Annotated in this window: 15 protein-coding genes, 1 tRNA gene and 1 riboswitch; of the genes, 13 read left to right on the top strand and 3 right to left on the bottom strand. The window is 50.4% G+C overall.

The window, feature by feature from the left end:
- Positions 1–782 precede the first annotated feature (782 nt).
- The 13 genes from CCY32_RS14810 (at position 783) to argS (ending at position 14,978) form a co-directional block, all read left to right on the top strand.
- Positions 783–1,946 (top strand): trypsin-like serine protease, encoded by a 1,164-nt coding sequence (locus CCY32_RS14810; RefSeq protein ID WP_088332107.1) that lies wholly within the window; start codon positions 783–785, stop codon positions 1,944–1,946.
- Positions 1,947–2,127: 181 nt separating this feature from the next.
- The gene (locus CCY32_RS14805; RefSeq protein ID WP_088332027.1) at positions 2,128–2,406 is read left to right on the top strand and encodes an energy transducer TonB; all 279 of its coding nucleotides are present in this window, start codon (positions 2,128–2,130) and stop codon (positions 2,404–2,406) included.
- Between the two features lie 72 nt (positions 2,407–2,478).
- Complete coding sequence (prsT, locus tag CCY32_RS14800; protein ID WP_168171538.1) at positions 2,479–5,241, top strand: XrtA/PEP-CTERM system TPR-repeat protein PrsT; 2,763 nt, start codon at positions 2,479–2,481, stop codon at positions 5,239–5,241.
- Between the two features lie 107 nt (positions 5,242–5,348).
- The gene (locus tag CCY32_RS14795) at positions 5,349–5,942 is read left to right on the top strand and encodes a DUF502 domain-containing protein (RefSeq protein WP_168171537.1); all 594 of its coding nucleotides are present in this window, start codon (positions 5,349–5,351) and stop codon (positions 5,940–5,942) included.
- Positions 5,943–6,020: 78 nt separating this feature from the next.
- Positions 6,021–6,135: riboswitch (TPP riboswitch) on the top strand.
- A gap of 65 nt (positions 6,136–6,200) precedes the next feature.
- Positions 6,201–8,273 (top strand): TonB-dependent receptor, encoded by a 2,073-nt coding sequence (locus CCY32_RS14790; RefSeq protein ID WP_088332021.1) that lies wholly within the window; start codon positions 6,201–6,203, stop codon positions 8,271–8,273.
- A 10-nt stretch (positions 8,274–8,283) separates the two neighbouring features.
- On the top strand, positions 8,284–8,559 hold the full coding sequence (locus tag CCY32_RS14785; RefSeq protein WP_088332019.1) for a hypothetical protein: 276 nt from the start codon (positions 8,284–8,286) through the stop codon (positions 8,557–8,559).
- The gene (gene pnuC, locus CCY32_RS14780) at positions 8,556–9,182 is read left to right on the top strand and encodes a nicotinamide riboside transporter PnuC (RefSeq protein WP_088332017.1); all 627 of its coding nucleotides are present in this window, start codon (positions 8,556–8,558) and stop codon (positions 9,180–9,182) included. Before CCY32_RS14785 ends, pnuC begins: the two co-directional genes overlap by 4 nt.
- Positions 9,172–9,963 carry a phosphotransferase gene (locus CCY32_RS14775; RefSeq protein WP_088332015.1) on the top strand — a complete coding sequence of 264 codons (792 nt, stop codon included), beginning with the start codon at positions 9,172–9,174 and terminating at the stop codon, positions 9,961–9,963. Before pnuC ends, CCY32_RS14775 begins: the two co-directional genes overlap by 11 nt.
- Positions 9,964–10,041: 78 nt before the next feature.
- Positions 10,042–10,118, top strand: a tRNA-Trp gene (locus tag CCY32_RS14770).
- A gap of 222 nt (positions 10,119–10,340) precedes the next feature.
- Positions 10,341–10,898 (top strand): hypothetical protein, encoded by a 558-nt coding sequence (locus CCY32_RS14760; RefSeq protein WP_141096242.1) that lies wholly within the window; start codon positions 10,341–10,343, stop codon positions 10,896–10,898.
- Positions 10,874–11,335 (top strand): ribosomal protein S18-alanine N-acetyltransferase, encoded by a 462-nt coding sequence (rimI, locus tag CCY32_RS14755; RefSeq protein WP_088332009.1) that lies wholly within the window; start codon positions 10,874–10,876, stop codon positions 11,333–11,335. Before CCY32_RS14760 ends, rimI begins: the two co-directional genes overlap by 25 nt.
- Before the next feature lie 235 nt (positions 11,336–11,570).
- Positions 11,571–13,157 (top strand): peptide chain release factor 3, encoded by a 1,587-nt coding sequence (gene prfC / locus CCY32_RS14750; protein WP_246840637.1) that lies wholly within the window; start codon positions 11,571–11,573, stop codon positions 13,155–13,157.
- An 84-nt stretch (positions 13,158–13,241) separates the two neighbouring features.
- Complete coding sequence (gene argS / locus CCY32_RS14745) at positions 13,242–14,978, top strand: arginine--tRNA ligase (protein WP_088332105.1); 1,737 nt, start codon at positions 13,242–13,244, stop codon at positions 14,976–14,978.
- A 47-nt stretch (positions 14,979–15,025) separates the two neighbouring features.
- On the opposite strand, the gene CCY32_RS14740 is transcribed toward argS, so the two are convergent.
- The 3 genes from CCY32_RS14740 to CCY32_RS14730 all read right to left on the bottom strand — a co-directional run bounded on the left by CCY32_RS14740 (position 15,026) and on the right by CCY32_RS14730 (position 18,209).
- On the bottom strand, positions 15,026–15,727 hold the full coding sequence (locus CCY32_RS14740) for a DUF3379 domain-containing protein (RefSeq protein ID WP_088332005.1): 702 nt from the start codon (positions 15,725–15,727) through the stop codon (positions 15,026–15,028).
- The gene (locus CCY32_RS14735; protein ID WP_088332103.1) at positions 15,720–16,277 is read right to left on the bottom strand and encodes a sigma-70 family RNA polymerase sigma factor; all 558 of its coding nucleotides are present in this window, start codon (positions 16,275–16,277) and stop codon (positions 15,720–15,722) included. Before CCY32_RS14735 ends, CCY32_RS14740 begins: the two co-directional genes overlap by 8 nt.
- 93 nt (positions 16,278–16,370) lie before the next feature.
- Positions 16,371–18,209 carry a DUF885 domain-containing protein gene (locus CCY32_RS14730; RefSeq protein ID WP_088332003.1) on the bottom strand — a complete coding sequence of 613 codons (1,839 nt, stop codon included), beginning with the start codon at positions 18,207–18,209 and terminating at the stop codon, positions 16,371–16,373.
- Positions 18,210–18,222 lie beyond the last annotated feature (13 nt).

The raw sequence follows: 18,222 nt of genomic DNA, 5'->3' as shown, positions 1-18,222 counted from the left end.
CGGAGTAATCCTCCTCCTGCAACAAATTAAACATCTCAGCCCATGCGCAGTTTGCATGGGCTTTTTTTGTTCGCCTCATCCCTGAGGCTCACCCGCTTCACGGGCCAGCTAATAGCTGTCCTAAAATACTCCCGGTATTTTAGTGTTTATGTGCGGCCCAATGGGGTGAGAACCTCCCAGGTTCGACCATTTTGTCAGGAACAAAATGGAACAGCCGAAGGCTGGCCCTGAAGGGGTGAAGGGCAGGAAGCCCGGAATAATCCTCCTGCATGCAAATTCAGCTTAGAAGCCGACGGCCATGCGCAGTTTGCATGCGCTTTTTTGTTCGCCTCATCTCTGAGGCTCACCCGCTTCGCGGGCCAGCTAAAGCTGTCCTAAAATACTCCCGGTAATTTAGTGTTTATGCGCGGCCCAATGGGAAGAGAACCTCCCAGGTTCGACCATCTTGTCAGGAACAAAATGGAACAGCCGAAGGCAGGCCCGATGTCATCCTCTGCTGTCAGATTAAACTCCGCGATCTGAAGTTAACCAGCAAACAGATGCACTATACCGAGGCTATTTTATTTGCGCCCGATAACATCGGGCTGACCACTTAATTCATCCCAAGTCATTAAGACTCAAAATTGTCAGATAATTTTACAGTCAGATACATTGTTAAAGTGAGAATGTTGTTAACTATTTGATATAAAAGCATTAATCATTCTGGCGTACTTCCTGCTTCCATCGGCCGAGGCTATCATAGCTATCGGCTTTTTTTATAATAAATCCTAAAAGGCAGGAAAATGATAAAACAAAAACTAAAACTCCTAGCGTCAGCCACGTTACTCGCATCCCTTGCCGGTACCAGCATCAGTGCTGTTGCGGGTCAGTCTTTGATCAGTGCTCAAGGTCTTAGTCCCGAAGCTTACATTTCTGGTGGTGGTGAAAATTCCGGCTGGGAAGGTCGCGTCGACCCCAATGTATCCGGCTCAAGATTCACCGGCGTAGTCAGTCTATCCATGAATATCGATGGTGCTTTTTATATATGTACTGGTACGGCGATTTCCAGTCGTCATATTCTGACAGCGGCCCACTGTGTAGACGCCGATGGTCAGGGAACCGTGATGGACCTGAGTCAGGCCAATTACAGTCTGACGGCAGTACTTAATGATGATGGCAATTATTATGAAACTCCCGGTAGTTTAATTGCCGCCTCGGATGTGCAGATCCATCCTGACTATGAAGGGTTTAATATTTGTCCCGACGGCACCAGTGGCTGCGTTGGTGATGATGTTGCGGTTGTTACACTCTCTGAAGATTTGCCTGCGGGCGTAGAGATTTATGATTTTTATTCCGGTTCGATTACCAATACTCTTGAATCTGGTACCGACGGAACTCAGCTCACCATGGTGGGCTATGGTACGCGCGGCGATGGTTCCGGTTATACAGGTGGGCCAGATTTTGCCTCAAAACTGACCGGTGGCAATATTGTCGATTTTGTTGATGGCAATGACGAAGAAGGCTTCGGTGGTGCACAGGAAGTCTGGTACGCCGATTTTGACGGTACTATCACTGAGGGTGACTTTGCCGGTGTCTACGATACCCTGTGTGGCTTTGGGCTGGGTTGTAGCTCGGTGTTGCCAGAGGATAATGACCTGTCTGACCCGTCTAATCCCATCTATGGTGAGGCGAATATCGGTGGCGGTGACTCTGGTGGTCCCTCTTTTGTTTACGATGCGCTGAATGATAAATACTGGTTGGCTGCGATTAATACCTTTGGTATTGGTTTGGGATTTGCCGATGGGTCATTTGGTGATGTCCTGGGGGGGATTATTATTGAGTCTTACCTGGGCTGGGTGAATGCCGTCATGGCTGGCAGCGTGCCGGTTCCTGAGCCATCCACTATCGTGCTGTTTGCTCTTGGTGTGTTAGGCGTATCTGTCGCTCGCAAGCGCAAAGCCCTTTAAAGACGATTTAGTGTCGTCATGTAGTCAAAAAGCCGGTTTCTGCCGGCTTTTATTTTTGCCGATTTTGAAGTAATTTTTCTTTATGACAATACGAATCATCGCTTTGATGTGCGCGAGTATCATCCTTCTCAGCTGGTCTCTATCGATATCAGCACGGGAGGAGGTGAAACAGGAGATATTGATGGAAGCCAACCCCAGAGCGTTGGAACAAAAAGTGACGGTTCTGGTCGATGTGCTGGTGGATGAAAAGGGACAGGTGGTCGAAGCAAGGCTGACCGAAAGCAATAAGCGCTCAGCGATGATGAGTCGCCTGGCGTTGGCCCAGGTGCAGCAGCTCAGCTTTCCGGTGCGTATGCAACATGGCGTCCCCGTCTTGTATTGGAAGCAGTCTCATCCTGTAGACATAGCAGTGCAGAGTAAATTAACACCCGCCCCGCCGCTAAATAAATCTCATCCGTAACCCTGAAAAGCGAATTCGTGCTAGCGTTATTGGTTTATTTTATTTGAGCGCCATCGTTCAGGAGTGCTTACCGTGTTTTTTGGCAGAATCAGACAACTTATCTTCATTGGATGTGTTGCCGCAGTGCTTGTGGGCTGTGGTAACGCCGACCCGCAGCAAAAAATGGCATCGGCCAGACAGTTTATGCTGGAGCAGGACACCGATGCAGCCATCATTGAACTCAAGCAAGTGATCAGGGCAGAACCTAGCAATAGAGAGGCCAGGCTGCTGTTGGGTACCGCTTATCTTGCACAAGGGTCATCTCTGCTGGCAATTAAAGAGCTCGGTAAGGCTGACAAATTTGGTGCGCGCAAAGCTGAGACGGTGCCGTTGATGGTGCAGGCGCTGTTTATGTCTCAGGACTTCGAGGCGTTGCTGGGTTATATCGAGGAAATGCCGCAGGAAGATCAGGAAACGTACAGACAGCTCATTGGGTTTTATAGCGGATGGGCGCTGCTCAAGCTGCAACGGTTTGAGCAGAGTATGGAAACGCTCGGCAAGTTGGAACCTGTCGAAGACAAACCCTACTATCTGGCGGGACGTGCCTTGTCTGCTTTTTTGAATCAGGACTGGCAGGCTTTTTCCGGGTATGAGGCGCAACTGTCAGAGCAGTATGCTGAATACGCCGATGTGCAGTTATTGCTGGGCCAGCTTAATTATGTAAAAGGTCAGTTTGATAAGGCCGTTGCGCAACTACAAACCTATGAAAGGATGTATCCAAAGTCTATCGCGGGCACAGATACACTGGCGCTGGCTTTTATGCGGCTCAGTCAGTTAAATGAAGCGCAGCGTCGCGTTGACCGTTTACTGCAAATCTCGCCAGGGAGTGCCATTGTCAATCGCGTTGCTGCGATGCTGGCGTTCCAGAAACAGCAGTATACACAGGCATCAGACTATGCGAAAAGGGCGATACAACAGGGTGACAGTTCGGCACAAAACTATGTGATTGCAGGGGTGTCTGGATTCAGAAATAAAGAATTCGAGCAGGCCTATTTTTATCTTCATCCTATCCATAACCATCTTAGTCAGGGACATACCGCCAAGCGCATCTATCATGCTACTCAGCTGATGTTAGGCTATCACGACGCGGCTTTCGCCGATCTGGTTGAGCAGCAGGCCCTCAGCGGTGGGGATGTGTCGATGATTAACTATGTCAGCCAGGCGCTACTGCAAAATAAACAGGCAGACAAGGCCCGGGCCCTGATGGCGTTAACCGCTCCGCTTTCTTTGACAGCACAACAAATGCATCAACAAGGCTTGTTAAAGTTGGCCATGGGTGATGACAGTGGCCTGGACATGTTAAAAGCCGCAGCTCATGCCAATGATGATGGCGGTGTCAGTCAACTGGCCTATGCAGTAGCACTCTACCAGGCGCGCGAATATGAGCAGGCCCGCAATGCATTGATGCCACTGGAGCAGAAGCCGGAGTTTGCTGAACAGGTTCAGAACGTAAAAGCGCTGATCGCGATACAGGAAAAAGAAACTGATGTGGCTGAAAGACACTTTTCTGAAGCGCTGAAAGCGGATTCTGGCAGCCTGATGGCTAATTTGTTCTTTGCCCGAAAGGCCCTTAACGACTACCAGCCGCAAGAGGCGGTGAGCTTTCTGGAGTCGGCACTTGCCAGCCATCCGGCCAACGCAAAGGCTCTGACTCTCTATTATGTGGCACAGCGGATCTTGGGAGAGCCGGAAAAAGCCTTTATCCGTACCCGTAAGGTTTATGCTGATAATAAGGGCAATGAATCTGTTGCGCTGATTCTGGCGGTGATCCACGCTAACAAAGGCGAGCTGGACAATGCGTTGCGGGTGTTGACAGGGCTGAGAAAAGAACTGGCCACCCATTCCCGGGATTATTGGCGCTTGCTCTCAGCATTTTCCGCGCGCAATGACAATATTCAACAAAGTATCGACTATCTTAACCAATGGCAGAATGTGGAGCCTGATTTCGCAGAGAGTTATCTGAAGTTAGCGGCACACTATGAGTCTCAGGGACAGCTGGATAAGGCGTTAACGGAGGTGTTGGAAGGGCGCGAAAGACTTCCGGAAGAACCGGCCTTGGCACTTAATCATGCTCATCTTTTGATAGAAAAAAAGAACTATGAACATGCCCGTCGTATTCTGGAAGAGTTTGACTTTGCCGAGCATCATCGAACGAGCGCAGAAGGACTCTATGGTGACATGCTTTTAGCCCAGGGAGATCTTGACGCGGCGCAACCTAAACTGAGTGCGCTGTATCAGGCCAGGCCCACAGCCCGTAATCTGGCTAAATTATTCAATCTCTATTTTCGACAACAGGATCATAAGGCCGCGATTGATCTGCTGAAGGGGCATGTTGAAGCGTTTCCAGACGACAATGCGGTGCGTCTGACACTTGCCAATGAGCTGATTCGTAAGCAGCCTCAACAAGCCATTGCCTTGTTTGAGCAGGCATTGTCATACGAGCCGAAGAATATTGATGCATTGCACAAATTGGCCTGGTTGATGAAAGAACAAGGTCAATTAGCATCGGCTCTTAAATATGCTGAACAGGCAGTTGAGCTTGCTCCGCAGAACCCTGTTCTTCTCAATCTTGTTGGTATGATTCACGCGCAACACAAAGAATATGGGCTTGCCAGAGCACCGTTGTCAGCCGCCTACAAATTGAATCCTAAGGACATTGATGCAGCGCTGAACTACGCTGAAGTGCTTATAGAGCTCGACGCGTTTGACGAAGCAAAGGCAATACTCGACTCCTTTGCAAATCCTCTGCCCGTGTTTGCGCGACGAATTGAGGCATTAAGAGAACGAATGGGCTAATAACCGAGGCGTCAGTGCCTTTACTCAGCGAAACGCTCTGGGCGCATTTCGCTTTGTGCTGAGCAGTGCTACATTGGCGCCAGTCAATGGCGTCACCGGAAGATCTGATGAAATCTATTTCTCAAACATTTGCACGAGGGCTGCTGTTTGCCCTGCCCATTGCCATTACCCTTGGCGCACTATATTGGTTTTTTAGCTGGGCGGAGTCTCTGCTCAGCCCGCTGCTGGAATACTTGCTCCCGCAGGGATGGTATATCACCGGCATGGGCGTGTTGTCTGGCCTGGTCATTATTTTTATGCTGGGGTTGCTGGTGCAGGCCTACCTGCTAAGACAGTTGTTTGAGTGGTTGGAGCGCAGCCTCAATCGCATTCCTCTGGTGAAAACCTTGTATGGTAGTGCTCGCGATATCCTGAAGCTGTTCTCCGGCTCTGAAGAGCAGGAATTACAAAAGGTAGTGCTGGTGACCTTACACGAAGATATTCGAATGATTGGCTTTGTCACCAACGAGCATATTGACCTAATTGACGATGAGGATGTGATTGCTGTGTATGTGCCACTTAGCTATCAGGTGGGCGGGCACTTACTTTATCTGCCTCGTCACCGATGTGAGCCGCTGGACATTCCGGTCAAAGCAGCGATGCAGCAGGTACTCACGGCCCATATTAGCCAGTCGCCACAGCCTGGCGCACCGCGCGTCTGATTTTTATGGGCTAGGGTGCTTGCGCTTCGGCGCGTTATTGTTACAATCCGCAGCGGATTTGCCTCCAAGCAGGCAAATCAGTTAACCAAGGGGTGTCGAAAGGCTGAGATCCGCACCAGCATAGAACGCTGAAACGGGAACCCTTAAACCTGATCCGGATAATACCGGCGTAGGAATGGTTAGGGGCTACCCCCGCTACAACTCCCATTGACCTGCCGTAGTACCGGATCTTTTCATGCACCAACGAGAAGATCCCTGATGATAGTAAGAAAAACCGTTTTATCCCTCTCCCTCGCACTGGCCTTTTCGGGTACCTGTGCGGCGAATGACGCTAAGCTGACTGATATCGAACATATCCTTGTAAGTTCAGACTTTACTGTCCAAAACCTGATGGTCGTGCCGTCCAGTGTCTCTGTGATTGGAGAGAAGCAGATCCAGGCCCGCCAGGCGCAGTACCTCGATCAGATCCTGAATGTGGCCCCTAATGTGAATTTTGCTGCCGGCGCTTCCCGTGGACGCTTTATACAGATTCGCGGTATTGGTGAGCGAAGCCAGTTTTCTGAGCCGGTTAATCCCTCGGTCGGGGTGGTCGTCGATGACGTGGACTTTTCCGGTATCGCCGCCATCGGTACCCTGTTTGATGTGCAACAGGTTGAAGTGCTAAAGGGCCCGCAAGCCACTGAGTTTGGCGCCAATGCGCTGGCCGGCGCGATCAAGATTCAGACCACACCAGCCGGGGCTGATCAGGCATCGCGCCTGAGTCTGAGCCTGGCAGAGCAAAATACCTGGTCCGCCGGTGTCGCCCACGGCGGTACTTTGACTGACAGGCTGGATTATCGAGTGGCATTGCAGCAATACAAAAGCGATGGCTTTATTGAAAATATCCATCTGGGTCGTGATGATACCGGCAATCGCGACGAGCTGACGTCCAGAATCAAGCTGGCTTTTCAGGCTACACAACAGCTGAAACTGGATCTGAACTACCAATACTTTGACATCGACAATGGCTATGATGCCTTTTCACTGGATAATGATAACAAGACCCGCTCCGATGAGCCCGGGTTTGACCGCCAGAAATCCCATGCCCTGAGCCTGAAGGCCGACTGGCAACTGTCCTGGGGGAGGCTGCTGGTTATCGGCGCACTGTCCGATTCGGATATGGATTATGGTTACGATGAAGACTGGACCTATGTGGGTTTTCACCCTTGGGAATACAGCTCTTTCGATGCCTATTATCGCCAGCGCGATACAAAATCTGTGGAGCTTCGGGCCATCTCCGATGACAGTTCACGGTTGTTTGCCGATACTACAGACTGGGTGGTGGGGCTGTATGGAAAATCTGTGGATGAGACCCTGCTGCGCCAGTACACCTATGCTGAGACAGATTTTGGTAGCCGCTATGAGCCAGACAACATGGCGCTTTATGCCCAGACCATCACCCATTTTAATGACCGTACCCGCCTGACAGCAGGACTGCGAGTCGATCGCTTCCGCATTGATTATGATAACAACAGTGGCTTTGCAGAATCACTGCAAGATACGATTGTTGGCGGCAAGCTGGTGCTTGACCATACTGTCAGCAGCGGCACCATGGTTTACGCTGGCCTTTACCGCGGCTATAAGGCCAGCGGTTTTAACCCTGATGAGCGTGTTAGTGAGACGCAAAGACTGTTTGCACCTGAATATAACTGGAACTATGAGATTGGCGTCAAGGGCACTGCCGGTAATAGCCATATTCGACTGGCCGCGTTCTATATGGAGCGCAAAGACACCCAGATCAGTGACTATGACTTGCAGTTCCGAGACGACGGTACCGCAACCTTTATCGATATTATCGATAATGCTGATAACGGCACAAACTATGGTCTGGAACTGGAGACGGGCTGGCAGCCCCATGCTGATGTCACGCTGTTTGCTAATCTGGGATGGTTGCGCGCTACGTTCAAGGGATACGAACGCGCCGATGGTTCCTTTGTGGATGAGCGGGATCAGGCTCAGGCACCACGCTATACTTTTAACTTCGGTGCTGACTGGGATATTTCCGACAACCTGCGCTGGCATATCGAAGCCGATGGTAAAGACAGCTTCTATTTTTCAGACGGCCATGATGAACGTTCCGACAGTATGGTACTGTTTAACAGTCGTCTGAGTTTTGTGCAGCAGAACTGGACTCTGTCACTTTGGGGGCGCAATATCTTCGATCGTGAATATCAGGTGCGCGGGTTTGGCGGGTTTAGTAATGACCCCAGAGAGTTTTATGAAATTCCCAAACCCTACTATCAGTTCGGTGATGGCAGGATGCTGGGAATCAGTCTGGATTATATCTTTTAAGGGATGAACTATGCAGAACAATGGGGCAAATAAACTGGTGGCAGAGATTTCGCTCTACCCCTTGATGGAAAAATATATCGCACCGATTCAGTCTTTTATTGATCGGTTAAACACTTACCCGCAACTGGAAGTCGATACCACCATGACCAGTACACGGGTCAGCGGAGAGTATCTGGCAACCATGGAGATTTTGGCGAAGGAAATGCAGCGCAGTCATCAACAGATAGGCCAGGCCATCTTTGTGTGTAAGTTTCTAAATGGTGACGCCATGGGAAGTGGTAAGTGAGCCAGACCATTGAGTTGCTGGCCCAACAATGGGCCAGCCAGTCAGGCTGGGAGCTGTTGGCCGTTGTTCTGGCGCTGGCGTATGTCTACCTTGCGGCAAGACAGAATATCTGGTGTTGGCCTTGTGCCTTGGTCAGTACCGCTATTTACAGTTGGCTGTTCTGGGAACATACCCTGCCATTACAGACCGTGCTGAATGTGTATTATCTGGGTATGGCGGTCTACGGCTGGTGGCAATGGCGCGCGATGTCCAGGGCACCTGACACCGAAGTGGAAGTCAAAACTCACTCCTGGAGCTATCACTTGGTTGCCCTGGTCACACTGTTATTCATCTCGGTGCTGCTGGCGGGTGTGTTGCGTCCCTATTTTAATGCGCAGTATCTGTATGTGGATGCCTTGGTAACGGTGTTCAGCCTGTTTACCACATATCTTGTGACCCAAAAGGTACTGGAGAACTGGTTATATTGGATCGTGATCAATATGTTGGCAGCCTGGCTTTACTGGCAATCGGGTCTGTTGCTGACCGCTCTTCTGTTTGTTGGCTACTTTGGCTTTGCTGTGTATGGATACATTAAATGGCGCAGCAGTTATCAGGAACAGGTTGTGAATCCTTATGCTGCCTGAGGCTATACTCGATGCATTGGCAAAACTGGATTTTATCGGAGACGATATCCAGTTGCAGCGTATTAATGCCGGTGAGATTAACCATAACTACCGCCTTACCACAGGGCAGCGTCACTATTTTTTGAAATGCTTCGCTGACAATACGCCCACTCGTCTGGATCGCCAGGCGCTATTCAGGTTGCAGCAACAACTGGCCGTGGCAGGGCTTGCCCCCGAACCTCTCTTTCTCAGCCTTCAGCACGGATTTTTGCTGGAGACCTGGCATGACATCAAAACGCTGGAAGAGGTGGATGTGACGTCTGAGGATAAGGTGTCAATACTGGCGGCAAGACTGGCGCGCATTCATCATCAACCGGTTGATTGCGCCGAGTTAAATCTGGTGGATGACTGGCAAGGGTACCTGGCGCAGTTAGGTCTTACCAGCGGCCCGTTGTTTGAAAAGGCGCAGGCTTATCAGGAATACTGGCAGCAGGCGCCTAAAAACACCCTATGTCATCATGATTTAGCCTTTGAACACTTATGTATCGAGCCTCAGGGCATGGTGCTGGACTGGGAATATGCTGCCTGTTCCGTGGCAGAATTCGATTTGGCCTCGGCAATGATGATCAACCAGCTCGATGATCAGCAATCCCGGGTTTTGACGGAACGCTACGCCAGAGTGATGCAACGAAATGAGCAGTCAGTATGGCTGCAGGTTCAGGCGATGTTACCCCTTGCCCAGCTGACTTATGAGCTGTGGTATCGCAGCGTAAATCAGACCAAAGCAGCAGGCAGTGATTAAGTTTTACGCAATCGAAAACACAGAGGGTGAATTTGCTTTACCTTTGTTCATCCATGGGTATAATTCTGCCTCCATTGCAGGGGTGTAGTTCCAATTGGTAGAACAGCGGTCTCCAAAACCGATGGTTGGGGGTTCGAGTCCCTCCACCCCTGCCACAAATCTCAGAAACCAGCCAAAGTGGCTGGTTTTTTTATGTCCTGAAAAAGAGAAAGGCATTGGAAATGTGGAGGGCGAGAAGCCCCATGGGTTCGACATCTTTGTCGGGAACAAAGTGTACCGCGTCAGCGCCGCTTGCGGTCAGGCACAGGGACGTGCCTGAGGAAATCCCTCCACCCCTGCCAGCTTTTTTAAGAACCTGCTTGATTGCAGGTTTTTTTATGTCCGCACAGGCGCTGATGCCTGAAAAGCCTGGTTTCAGCGACACGCAATATTTGTGCTCTGAAGCCGAAACGCTTCATGCTAAGCTATCGCCCATGAAAACCTTGAGCCCTTATCAATCCGCTATGCTCACTGAAATGGGAATTGTTCAGTGGCAATTGCGTGCGCCTGAAAAGCTGGTGCTGCTGTCTCAGTCCAACGATAGCAAAACAGTTCCGCAGCACGACGTTCAGGCGCATGTGGCTGTGGAGCCATCACCGCGTGAGTCAGCGACCCCCACGGAGCCGTTAGCGGCGCATAACGCAGCCGAGAGCGCACACACGCCAGAATCGCAAAACCAGGAGCCTTTAGCCTTGCCACAGGCTGATCAGCACCATCCACTGTTTAACGATATTCAGCTGGCCTTGGCATGGCTTGATAAGGATCAGCAAATAGACTGGATGATTGCAGAAAGTCTCAGTTTTGATGGCCAGTTATTGCTTGCGCCTGCACCCCAAGACCTGAGCCTGGCACCGGCAATGAAGAAACAATTATGGCAACGCTTGCAGCAGCACTGACATTCAGCGTTATCGACGCCCAAAACTACGATGATGCCTTTGGTCTGCAATGCGCCTGTCACGCTTATCCCTGGAGCCGGGCCACCTTTGCCAGTTGCCTCACCTCTCCCTATTTTGCCTGGCAGCTGGTCAACGACAATGAGGTGGTGGGATTCTATGTGGGGTTGCAGGTGCTCAAAGAAGTGACATTGATGGATATTGGCCTGGCACGCGCCGTCAGAGGGAGGGGGCTGTCGCATCTGTTACTCGAACATTTTTTCGCACAGTGCAGAGCAAGACAATGTGAAGAAGTCTGGCTGGAAGTGCGTGTGTCCAATGTTGCAGCCATTCATCTTTATAAAAAAAGTGGCTTTGAGGTAATGGAGATACGTAAAAATTATTACCCCAGCGCACAGGGGCGCGAAGACGCCATGATGATGAAGTTAACACTGACCTAACCGGCCAATCCTGTCCGGTACAGGCTTGCGGTAATCTCTGTACTGATGGCGGGGAGTCAGCAAAAGGCGTACACAGCTGCATAGTGCATTAAAGGGCTGACTTTGTGCCCGGGTAAGGTGAATAATGCCTCGCCACAGGGCGACACAGAACCAGTATTCGGCTACAATCCGCGCCCATATCATTTCGTTTCTGAACGCTGCCATTTTTGGCGCTGTAATATCAACAGAGAGTAACGTGGCCAGTAAAAGCTATCTTGAACAACTGAATAAACGCAGAACCTTTGCCATCATTTCGCACCCGGATGCCGGTAAAACTACCATCACCGAGAAGGTGCTGCTTTTTGGTAAGGCCCTGCAAAAGGCCGGAACAGTCAAAGGCAAAAAATCCGGTCAACACGCCAAGTCAGACTGGATGGAAATGGAAAAGGAGCGGGGGATCTCCGTTACCACCTCAGTCATGCAGTTTCCTTATCATGAGCATCTGGTTAACTTGCTGGATACGCCCGGACACGAAGACTTCTCAGAAGACACTTACCGTACGCTGACAGCGGTGGATTCGTGCCTCATGGTGATCGATTCGGCAAAAGGGGTTGAGGCCAGAACCATTAAGTTGATGGAGGTTACCCGGCTGCGTGATACGCCCATCATTACCTTCATGAACAAGCTGGATCGTGATACCCGCGATCCGGTGGAACTGCTTGATGAAGTCGAAGACGTGCTGAAAATTAAATGTGCGCCTGTTACCTGGCCTATCGGTATGGGCAAAGAATTTAAAGGGGTCTATCACCTGCTCAGAGATGAAACCATTTTATATCAGACGGGGCAGGGACATACGATTCAGGATAGCCGTATCATCAAGGGATTGGATAACCCCGAACTGGATGACGCCATCGGCAGTTACGCAGCAGAGTTGCGAGATGTCCTGGAGCTGGTGCAAGGGGCATCCCATGAGTTCGACCAGCAGGAATTTTTGCGCGGCGAGCTGACACCGGTATTTTTTGGTACCGCGTTGGGTAACTTTGGTGTCGATCATATGCTGGATGGTCTGGTGGAATGGGCTCCACGCCCTCTGAACCGCCAGGCCGAGCAACGTGAAGTCAGTGTTGAAGAAGAAAAGTTCAGCGGCTTCGTGTTTAAAATTCAGGCGAATATGGATCCCAAACACCGCGATCGCATTGCATTTTGTCGTATTGTCTCGGGTACCTTTGAAAAAGGCATGAAGTTATTTCAGAGTCGGATTGGTAAGGATGTGCGTATTTCCGATGCTCTCACCTTTATGGCCGGCGACCGTGAAGCGCTGGAAAAGGCTTACGCGGGCGATATTATCGGCCTGCATAATCACGGATCTATTCAGATAGGTGACACCTTCAGCGAAGGAGAAATGCTCAAATTTACTGGCATTCCCAACTTTGCCCCGGAGCTGTTTAAACGCATTCGCTTACGGGATCCGCTAAAACAAAAGCAGCTGCTCAAAGGCCTGATTCAGCTGGCTGAAGAAGGCGCCGTGCAGGTGTTCAGACCCTTACAAAACAACGATTTAATTGTTGGCGCAGTGGGAGTGTTGCAGTTTGATGTGGTTGTGGCACGACTCAAAGCTGAATATAAGGTAGAGGCCATTTATGAGCCGGTTAACGTCAGTACCGCGCGCTGGGTGTATTGCGATGACGCCAAAAAGCTGGATGAGTTTAAGCGCAAAGCCGAGGTCAACCTGGCTTTAGATGGTGGTGATAATCTGACTTACATTGCTCCCACCATGGTCAATTTGTCGCTGGCACAGGAGCGTCACCCGGACATTAAGTTTGTACAGACCCGAGAGCATTAGTTCTGACGTGTAGTAATTGTACCTGAGCGTTAAAGACGCCTGAGCCGTCTCAATGCCGACCATGAGAAGAATTGGATGATGATAATGAATATACAACAGCAGTTACTGGACAGATTTAAGCAGGCACTACAAACGATGGATGCCCCTACAGGAACCAGCCTGCCTTTGACTCGCAGTACGCGCCCCGAATTCGGTGATTATCAGTTTAATGGTGCGATGGCACTGGCGAAAGTGCTGAAGCAGAAACCCCGCGATATTGCAGAAAAAATTGTATCGGCGGTCAATCTGGATGATATGGCAGAGAAGCTGGAAGTGGCGGGGCCCGGTTTTATCAATATTCATTTACGTCCTCAGTGGTTGGCGCAAAGGCTCTGCGCCGCTCTGAAAGATCCGCATCTGGGAATTATGCAGGAGACACCCAAAACGGTAGTGGTGGATTATTCTTCTCCAAACCTGGCCAAAGAGATGCATGTCGGACATCTGCGCTCCACCATTATCGGTGATGCCGTGGTCAGAACCCTGGAATTTATGGGGCACAAGGTGCTGCGACAGAATCATATGGGAGACTGGGGCACGCAGTTTGGCATGCTGCTGGCGCATCTGAACGATAAGCTGGCTTCTGATCAGGTTGCAGAGACGGCGCTGTCTGATCTGGAAGACTTTTATCGGCAAGCCAAGGTGCGGTTTGATGAAGAAGAGGGCTTTGCTGATCGTGCCCGGGAGTACGTGGTGCGCCTGCAAAGTGGCGATACCCAATGCAGCCAGCTTTGGCAAAAGTTTATTGATGTTTCCATTACGCACAGTGAAGAGGTTTATAACAAACTGAATGTGACGCTGCGCCGTGAACACATCATGGGCGAGAGTGCTTACAACAAAGAACTGGCCAATATCGTTGCCGAACTCAAAGAAAAAGGCATCGCCGTTGAAGACCAGGGGGCGCAGGTGGTGTTCTTACCCGAATTAGCCGATAAAGAGGGCAAGCCTGCGGTTTACATTATCCAAAAGTCCGGAGGCGGATACCTTTACTCCACCACGGACCTCGCTGCCATGCGTTATCGGTCTTTTGATTTGGCGGCAGACAGAATCCTGATCTTTACCGATGCGCGACAGGCACTGCACTTTAAACAGACGGAGATCGTCGGACGCAAGGCGGGTTTGCTGCGTGACGACACCACCTATGAGTATTGTCCTTTTGGCATGATGCTGGGCAGCGATGGTAAGCCTTTCAAGACGCGCAGCGGCGGTACCATTAAACTTGCCGACCTGCTGGATGAAGCCGTACAGCGTTCGGCTACCTTGTTGGCGACACGTGAATCAGAACTTAATGATCAACAGCGGGATGAGATCGTGCGTAAGGTTGGCATCGGTGCCGTCAAGTACGCCGATTTAAGTAAAAACCGTACCACGGATTACATTTTTAACTGGGACACCATGCTCAGTTTTGAGGGGAATACGGCGCCATATCTGCAGTATGCCTATACCCGTGTGCAGAGTATCTTCCGCAAGGCCGAAGTCGCTCAGGAAGGCTTAACCGGAGAGATTGTTATCCGCGAGGCACAGGAGCGCGCATTAGCCGTGCAGCTGACCCAGTTTGTTGAGGCGCTGCAACAGGTTGAAAAAGACGCCGCGCCCCATGTGCTGTGCAGTTACCTGTTTGAATTGGCCAGTGCTTTTATGACCTTTTATGAGGCCTGCCCGATTCTCAAATCTGACGTGGATGCAGATCTTCGACAGAGTCGCCTGCTTTTAGCCAGCCTGACCGCCAGAACACTGAAAACGGGTTTGGAGTTGCTGGGCATTGAAGTGATGGAGAAGATGTAAGAGGCACCACAATAAAAGAAAAGCCCATCATTTGATGGGCTTTTTTATTAGGCAGAGAACAACATTCGGCCCTGCAATTTGTCCTGTACTTTTTGTAAGGACTGCTGGTCTTCACCTACCAAAATCAGGTTTGCCTGTTGCAGTGCCATTCCCCGGCCCTGATACTGCCTGTCATTAAACCGTGCTTCCAGTGTCTGATTGTCTTTGTGGGGGATCACAAACACGGTCACTTTACCATGTTCGCCCTCAATCACCATATGCAGACTTTTGACCCGGTTAAAATCACAGAAATTGGCATAGTAAACTTTGCCGATATCGTCGGTAAACTGGCCACCAAAACTGGCCAGCTTTGCATTGATCTGCTCCAGGGGAACATTCTCATCAACCTGTAATGCATTGGCGTCGTGATAAACATGAGCCAGGGCATGCTGACTCAAATCCACATCCTGCTTCTGCCAGAGCGTCAAACTGACACTAAACAATACAATCACCGAGGCGGCAATGGAGAGGTGCCAGCGACGTCGTCTCTGTTGCTGCTTATGGGCCTGCATGGATTGTTTGAGCATCAGTCGCTGAGCAAGACCATCGGGCAGCGGTACACGGGCTGTTTGCAGCAACTCTTTGTCCAGCTGTTTCATTTCCTCCCAGAACTGCTGCTTTGCCGGGTCATTGGCGGCGGCATCCCTGAGCGCTTTGCTATCACAATTCGGGTCGGCATAAATGGTGCGACGGAATTCTAAATCATCCATTTTTACGCCCTCTTGCTGAGTCATGACTGTCTAAGGCCTCTTTAATCTGATTTCTGGCCCGGAATAAACGGGTCATGACGGTGTTTTTATTCAGGTCCAGCTGAGCGGCAATTTCGTCACCACTGAAACCAAACATGATTTGTAAAATAAGGGGTTCACGGTATTCTTCACTCAGGCCGGCCATCAGTCTGTGCAATTCCCGATGCTCTAACTGGGTCTCATGGCCCGGCCCGTCATCAGACAGAGTCACATCATCCATATCGACCAAATCAAACTGTTTGCGCTCGAAACGACGGGCATTCTCGCGCCGCAGGATGGTAATCAGCCAGGATTTTGCCGCTTTTTCATCATTCAGCGAATCCAGTGATTTCCACGCCCTTAAGAACGTCTCCTGAGTAATGTCCTCAGCTACCGCTTTGTTTCCCACAAGCCAGTAGGCGTAGCGATAAATATCGCCATGCAGTGCCTGCACCAGCGTCTCGTAGCGTTTTTGTTTGCTTATCATGTGGGTATTGACCGGGGTCGATCCACTTTGCTTTCGTGAAAACATAAAGTTTGTTACCAGATTGCTGTTATCGCAGTATACGGGCATCATTCCCTGATACAAAAAAGTCCGGCATTCACCGGACTTTTTTCGACTGAATTATCTCTGCTTGATGTTTTCTATCCAGTTGCGCAGTTTTGTCTCCAGGATATCCATGGGGACGGGACCATCCTTGAGGATTTCATCATGAAAACCACGGTAGTCAAAGTTCTCGCCTAAGGCATCCATGGCCGACTGTCTCAGCTCCATGATCTTGAGTTTGCCAATCATATACGCGGTTGCCTGCCCTGGCATAGCGATATAACGTTCGATAGCTTTGGTTGCGTCGCCAGCCGGGTTAGGGGTATTTTTGATCAGGTAGTCAATGGCTTGCTCACGGCTCCACTGTTTGGCGTGGATACCGGTATCCACCACCAGGCGACAGGCTCGCCACAATTCCATTGCCAGTCGACCGAAATCAGAATAGGGGTCTTTATAAAAGCCCATATCTTTGGCCAGTTCTTCGGTGTATAACCCCCATCCTTCGGTATAAGCGGTAAACGACACGTACTTCTGAAACTCAGGAATGCCGTCTAATTCCTGAGCGATAGCCCGTTGCATATGATGCCCGGGGATACCCTCATGATAGGCCAGGGCCTCCATCTGATAAGTGGGCATATCACGCATGTTGTAGAGGTTGGCATAGTAAATACCCGGTCGACTGCCGTCTTTGGCCGGGCTTTGATAGAACGCCTTACCAGCAGATTTTTCTCTGAAGGGCTCGACCCGTTTCACGATCATGTCCGCCTTAGGCAGCAAGCCGAAATACGCCGGAATCTCTTTTTCCATGGTGTCAATCAGGGCTTTGGCTTCACTGAGGTAGCGCTGACGGCCCTCGGGGGTGGCCGGATAGTAGAACTGTTCGTCGCTGCGCATGAACTCAAAAAATTCACTCAGGTCACCGTTAAAGTTCACTTGCTCCATGATGTCACGCATTTGGTTGTGGATACGCGCGACATTGTCCAGACCAATCTGGTGCACCTGTTCGGCATTCAGGTCGGTGGTGGTAAACCAGGCAAGACGGTTTTTATACCACTCGTCACCCTTTGGCAGTCGCCACACGCCGTCACCTTCAGGTGATAAAGCCTGTTGATGGGCGAGTTCGTCAATCAATTTTTCGTAGGCCGGTCCCACTTTCGTGATCAGGGCGGTTCTGGCCTGTTCCATCAGATCGTCTTTTTCGGTTTGATCTATTTCCAGTGCGGCCACTTTCTGAGAAAAATCTTCCCACAGGGTTGAGGGTTCCTGCATTTGTGCAAAGGGCACGCCGGTGATCACATTTCTGGCGGCAACAATCATTTGCTCGTAGGACCATTTAGGTGGAAAGACACCCAGCTTTTCACGGATTTTTAATTGGTTAATCACCTGGTCAAACAGCTGCTCTACTCCTTGCAGGCGGCCGATATAGGCTTGTGCATCATCGAGACTTTTCACACTGTGAATATTGATCAGGAAACTGGGAACGGTGGTGTGCCAGGCGCGGAACTGATCCATGATATAGGTATGATGGCGAAAGTCGTCATTGGCTAGTTTGCGCTCAACGTCAGCTTTGAAAACACTGTGGCTGAGTTGTTCCTGTTTACTGAGTTTACTCAGATCAAAGCTTTCCAGTGTCGCCAGGCGGGCTTTGAGAAGGGCTGCAGTTTCCTCATTAAAGGCTTCTGAAACATCATCCCATTTATCATAATCGGATTTCAGGCCACGGTAGCTTTGCAGCATTGGTGAGCGTTGCAGATCCTGCTCATAGCTTTGTTCAAAAAAAGCGGCCAGGCGCTGAGATTCACTTTGTTGCTGCGCTGTCTGAGGTTGTTCTGGTTGCTGAGATTGTGGAGCTGGACTGCAGCCAGCAACGGCCAGGGCAATCAGACTGGCCTGCAATATCGGTTTAGCATTCATCATTATAATCCTGTTT

This window comes from Lacimicrobium sp. SS2-24 (assembly GCF_002201535.1).
In the GTDB taxonomy this organism is placed as follows: domain Bacteria; phylum Pseudomonadota; class Gammaproteobacteria; order Enterobacterales; family Alteromonadaceae; genus Lacimicrobium.
This window is presented reverse-complemented; position numbering and strand designations above follow the sequence as displayed.

Coding starts and splice junctions, on each gene's coding strand:
- CCY32_RS14810 (WP_088332107.1), top strand. CDS start 783: ATGATAAAACAAAAACTAAAACTCCTAGCGTCAGCCACGTTACTCGCA.
- CCY32_RS14805 (WP_088332027.1), top strand. CDS start 2,128: ATGGAAGCCAACCCCAGAGCGTTGGAACAAAAAGTGACGGTTCTGGTC.
- CCY32_RS14795 (WP_168171537.1), top strand. CDS start 5,349: ATGAAATCTATTTCTCAAACATTTGCACGAGGGCTGCTGTTTGCCCTG.
- CCY32_RS14790 (WP_088332021.1), top strand. CDS start 6,201: ATGATAGTAAGAAAAACCGTTTTATCCCTCTCCCTCGCACTGGCCTTT.
- CCY32_RS14785 (WP_088332019.1), top strand. CDS start 8,284: ATGCAGAACAATGGGGCAAATAAACTGGTGGCAGAGATTTCGCTCTAC.
- CCY32_RS14775 (WP_088332015.1), top strand. CDS start 9,172: ATGCTGCCTGAGGCTATACTCGATGCATTGGCAAAACTGGATTTTATC.
- CCY32_RS14760 (WP_141096242.1), top strand. CDS start 10,341: ATGTCCGCACAGGCGCTGATGCCTGAAAAGCCTGGTTTCAGCGACACG.
- rimI (WP_088332009.1), top strand. CDS start 10,874: ATGGCAACGCTTGCAGCAGCACTGACATTCAGCGTTATCGACGCCCAA.
- argS (WP_088332105.1), top strand. CDS start 13,242: ATGAATATACAACAGCAGTTACTGGACAGATTTAAGCAGGCACTACAA.
- CCY32_RS14740 (WP_088332005.1), bottom strand. CDS start 15,727: ATGGATGATTTAGAATTCCGTCGCACCATTTATGCCGACCCGAATTGT.
- CCY32_RS14735 (WP_088332103.1), bottom strand. CDS start 16,277: ATGTTTTCACGAAAGCAAAGTGGATCGACCCCGGTCAATACCCACATG.
- CCY32_RS14730 (WP_088332003.1), bottom strand. CDS start 18,209: ATGATGAATGCTAAACCGATATTGCAGGCCAGTCTGATTGCCCTGGCC.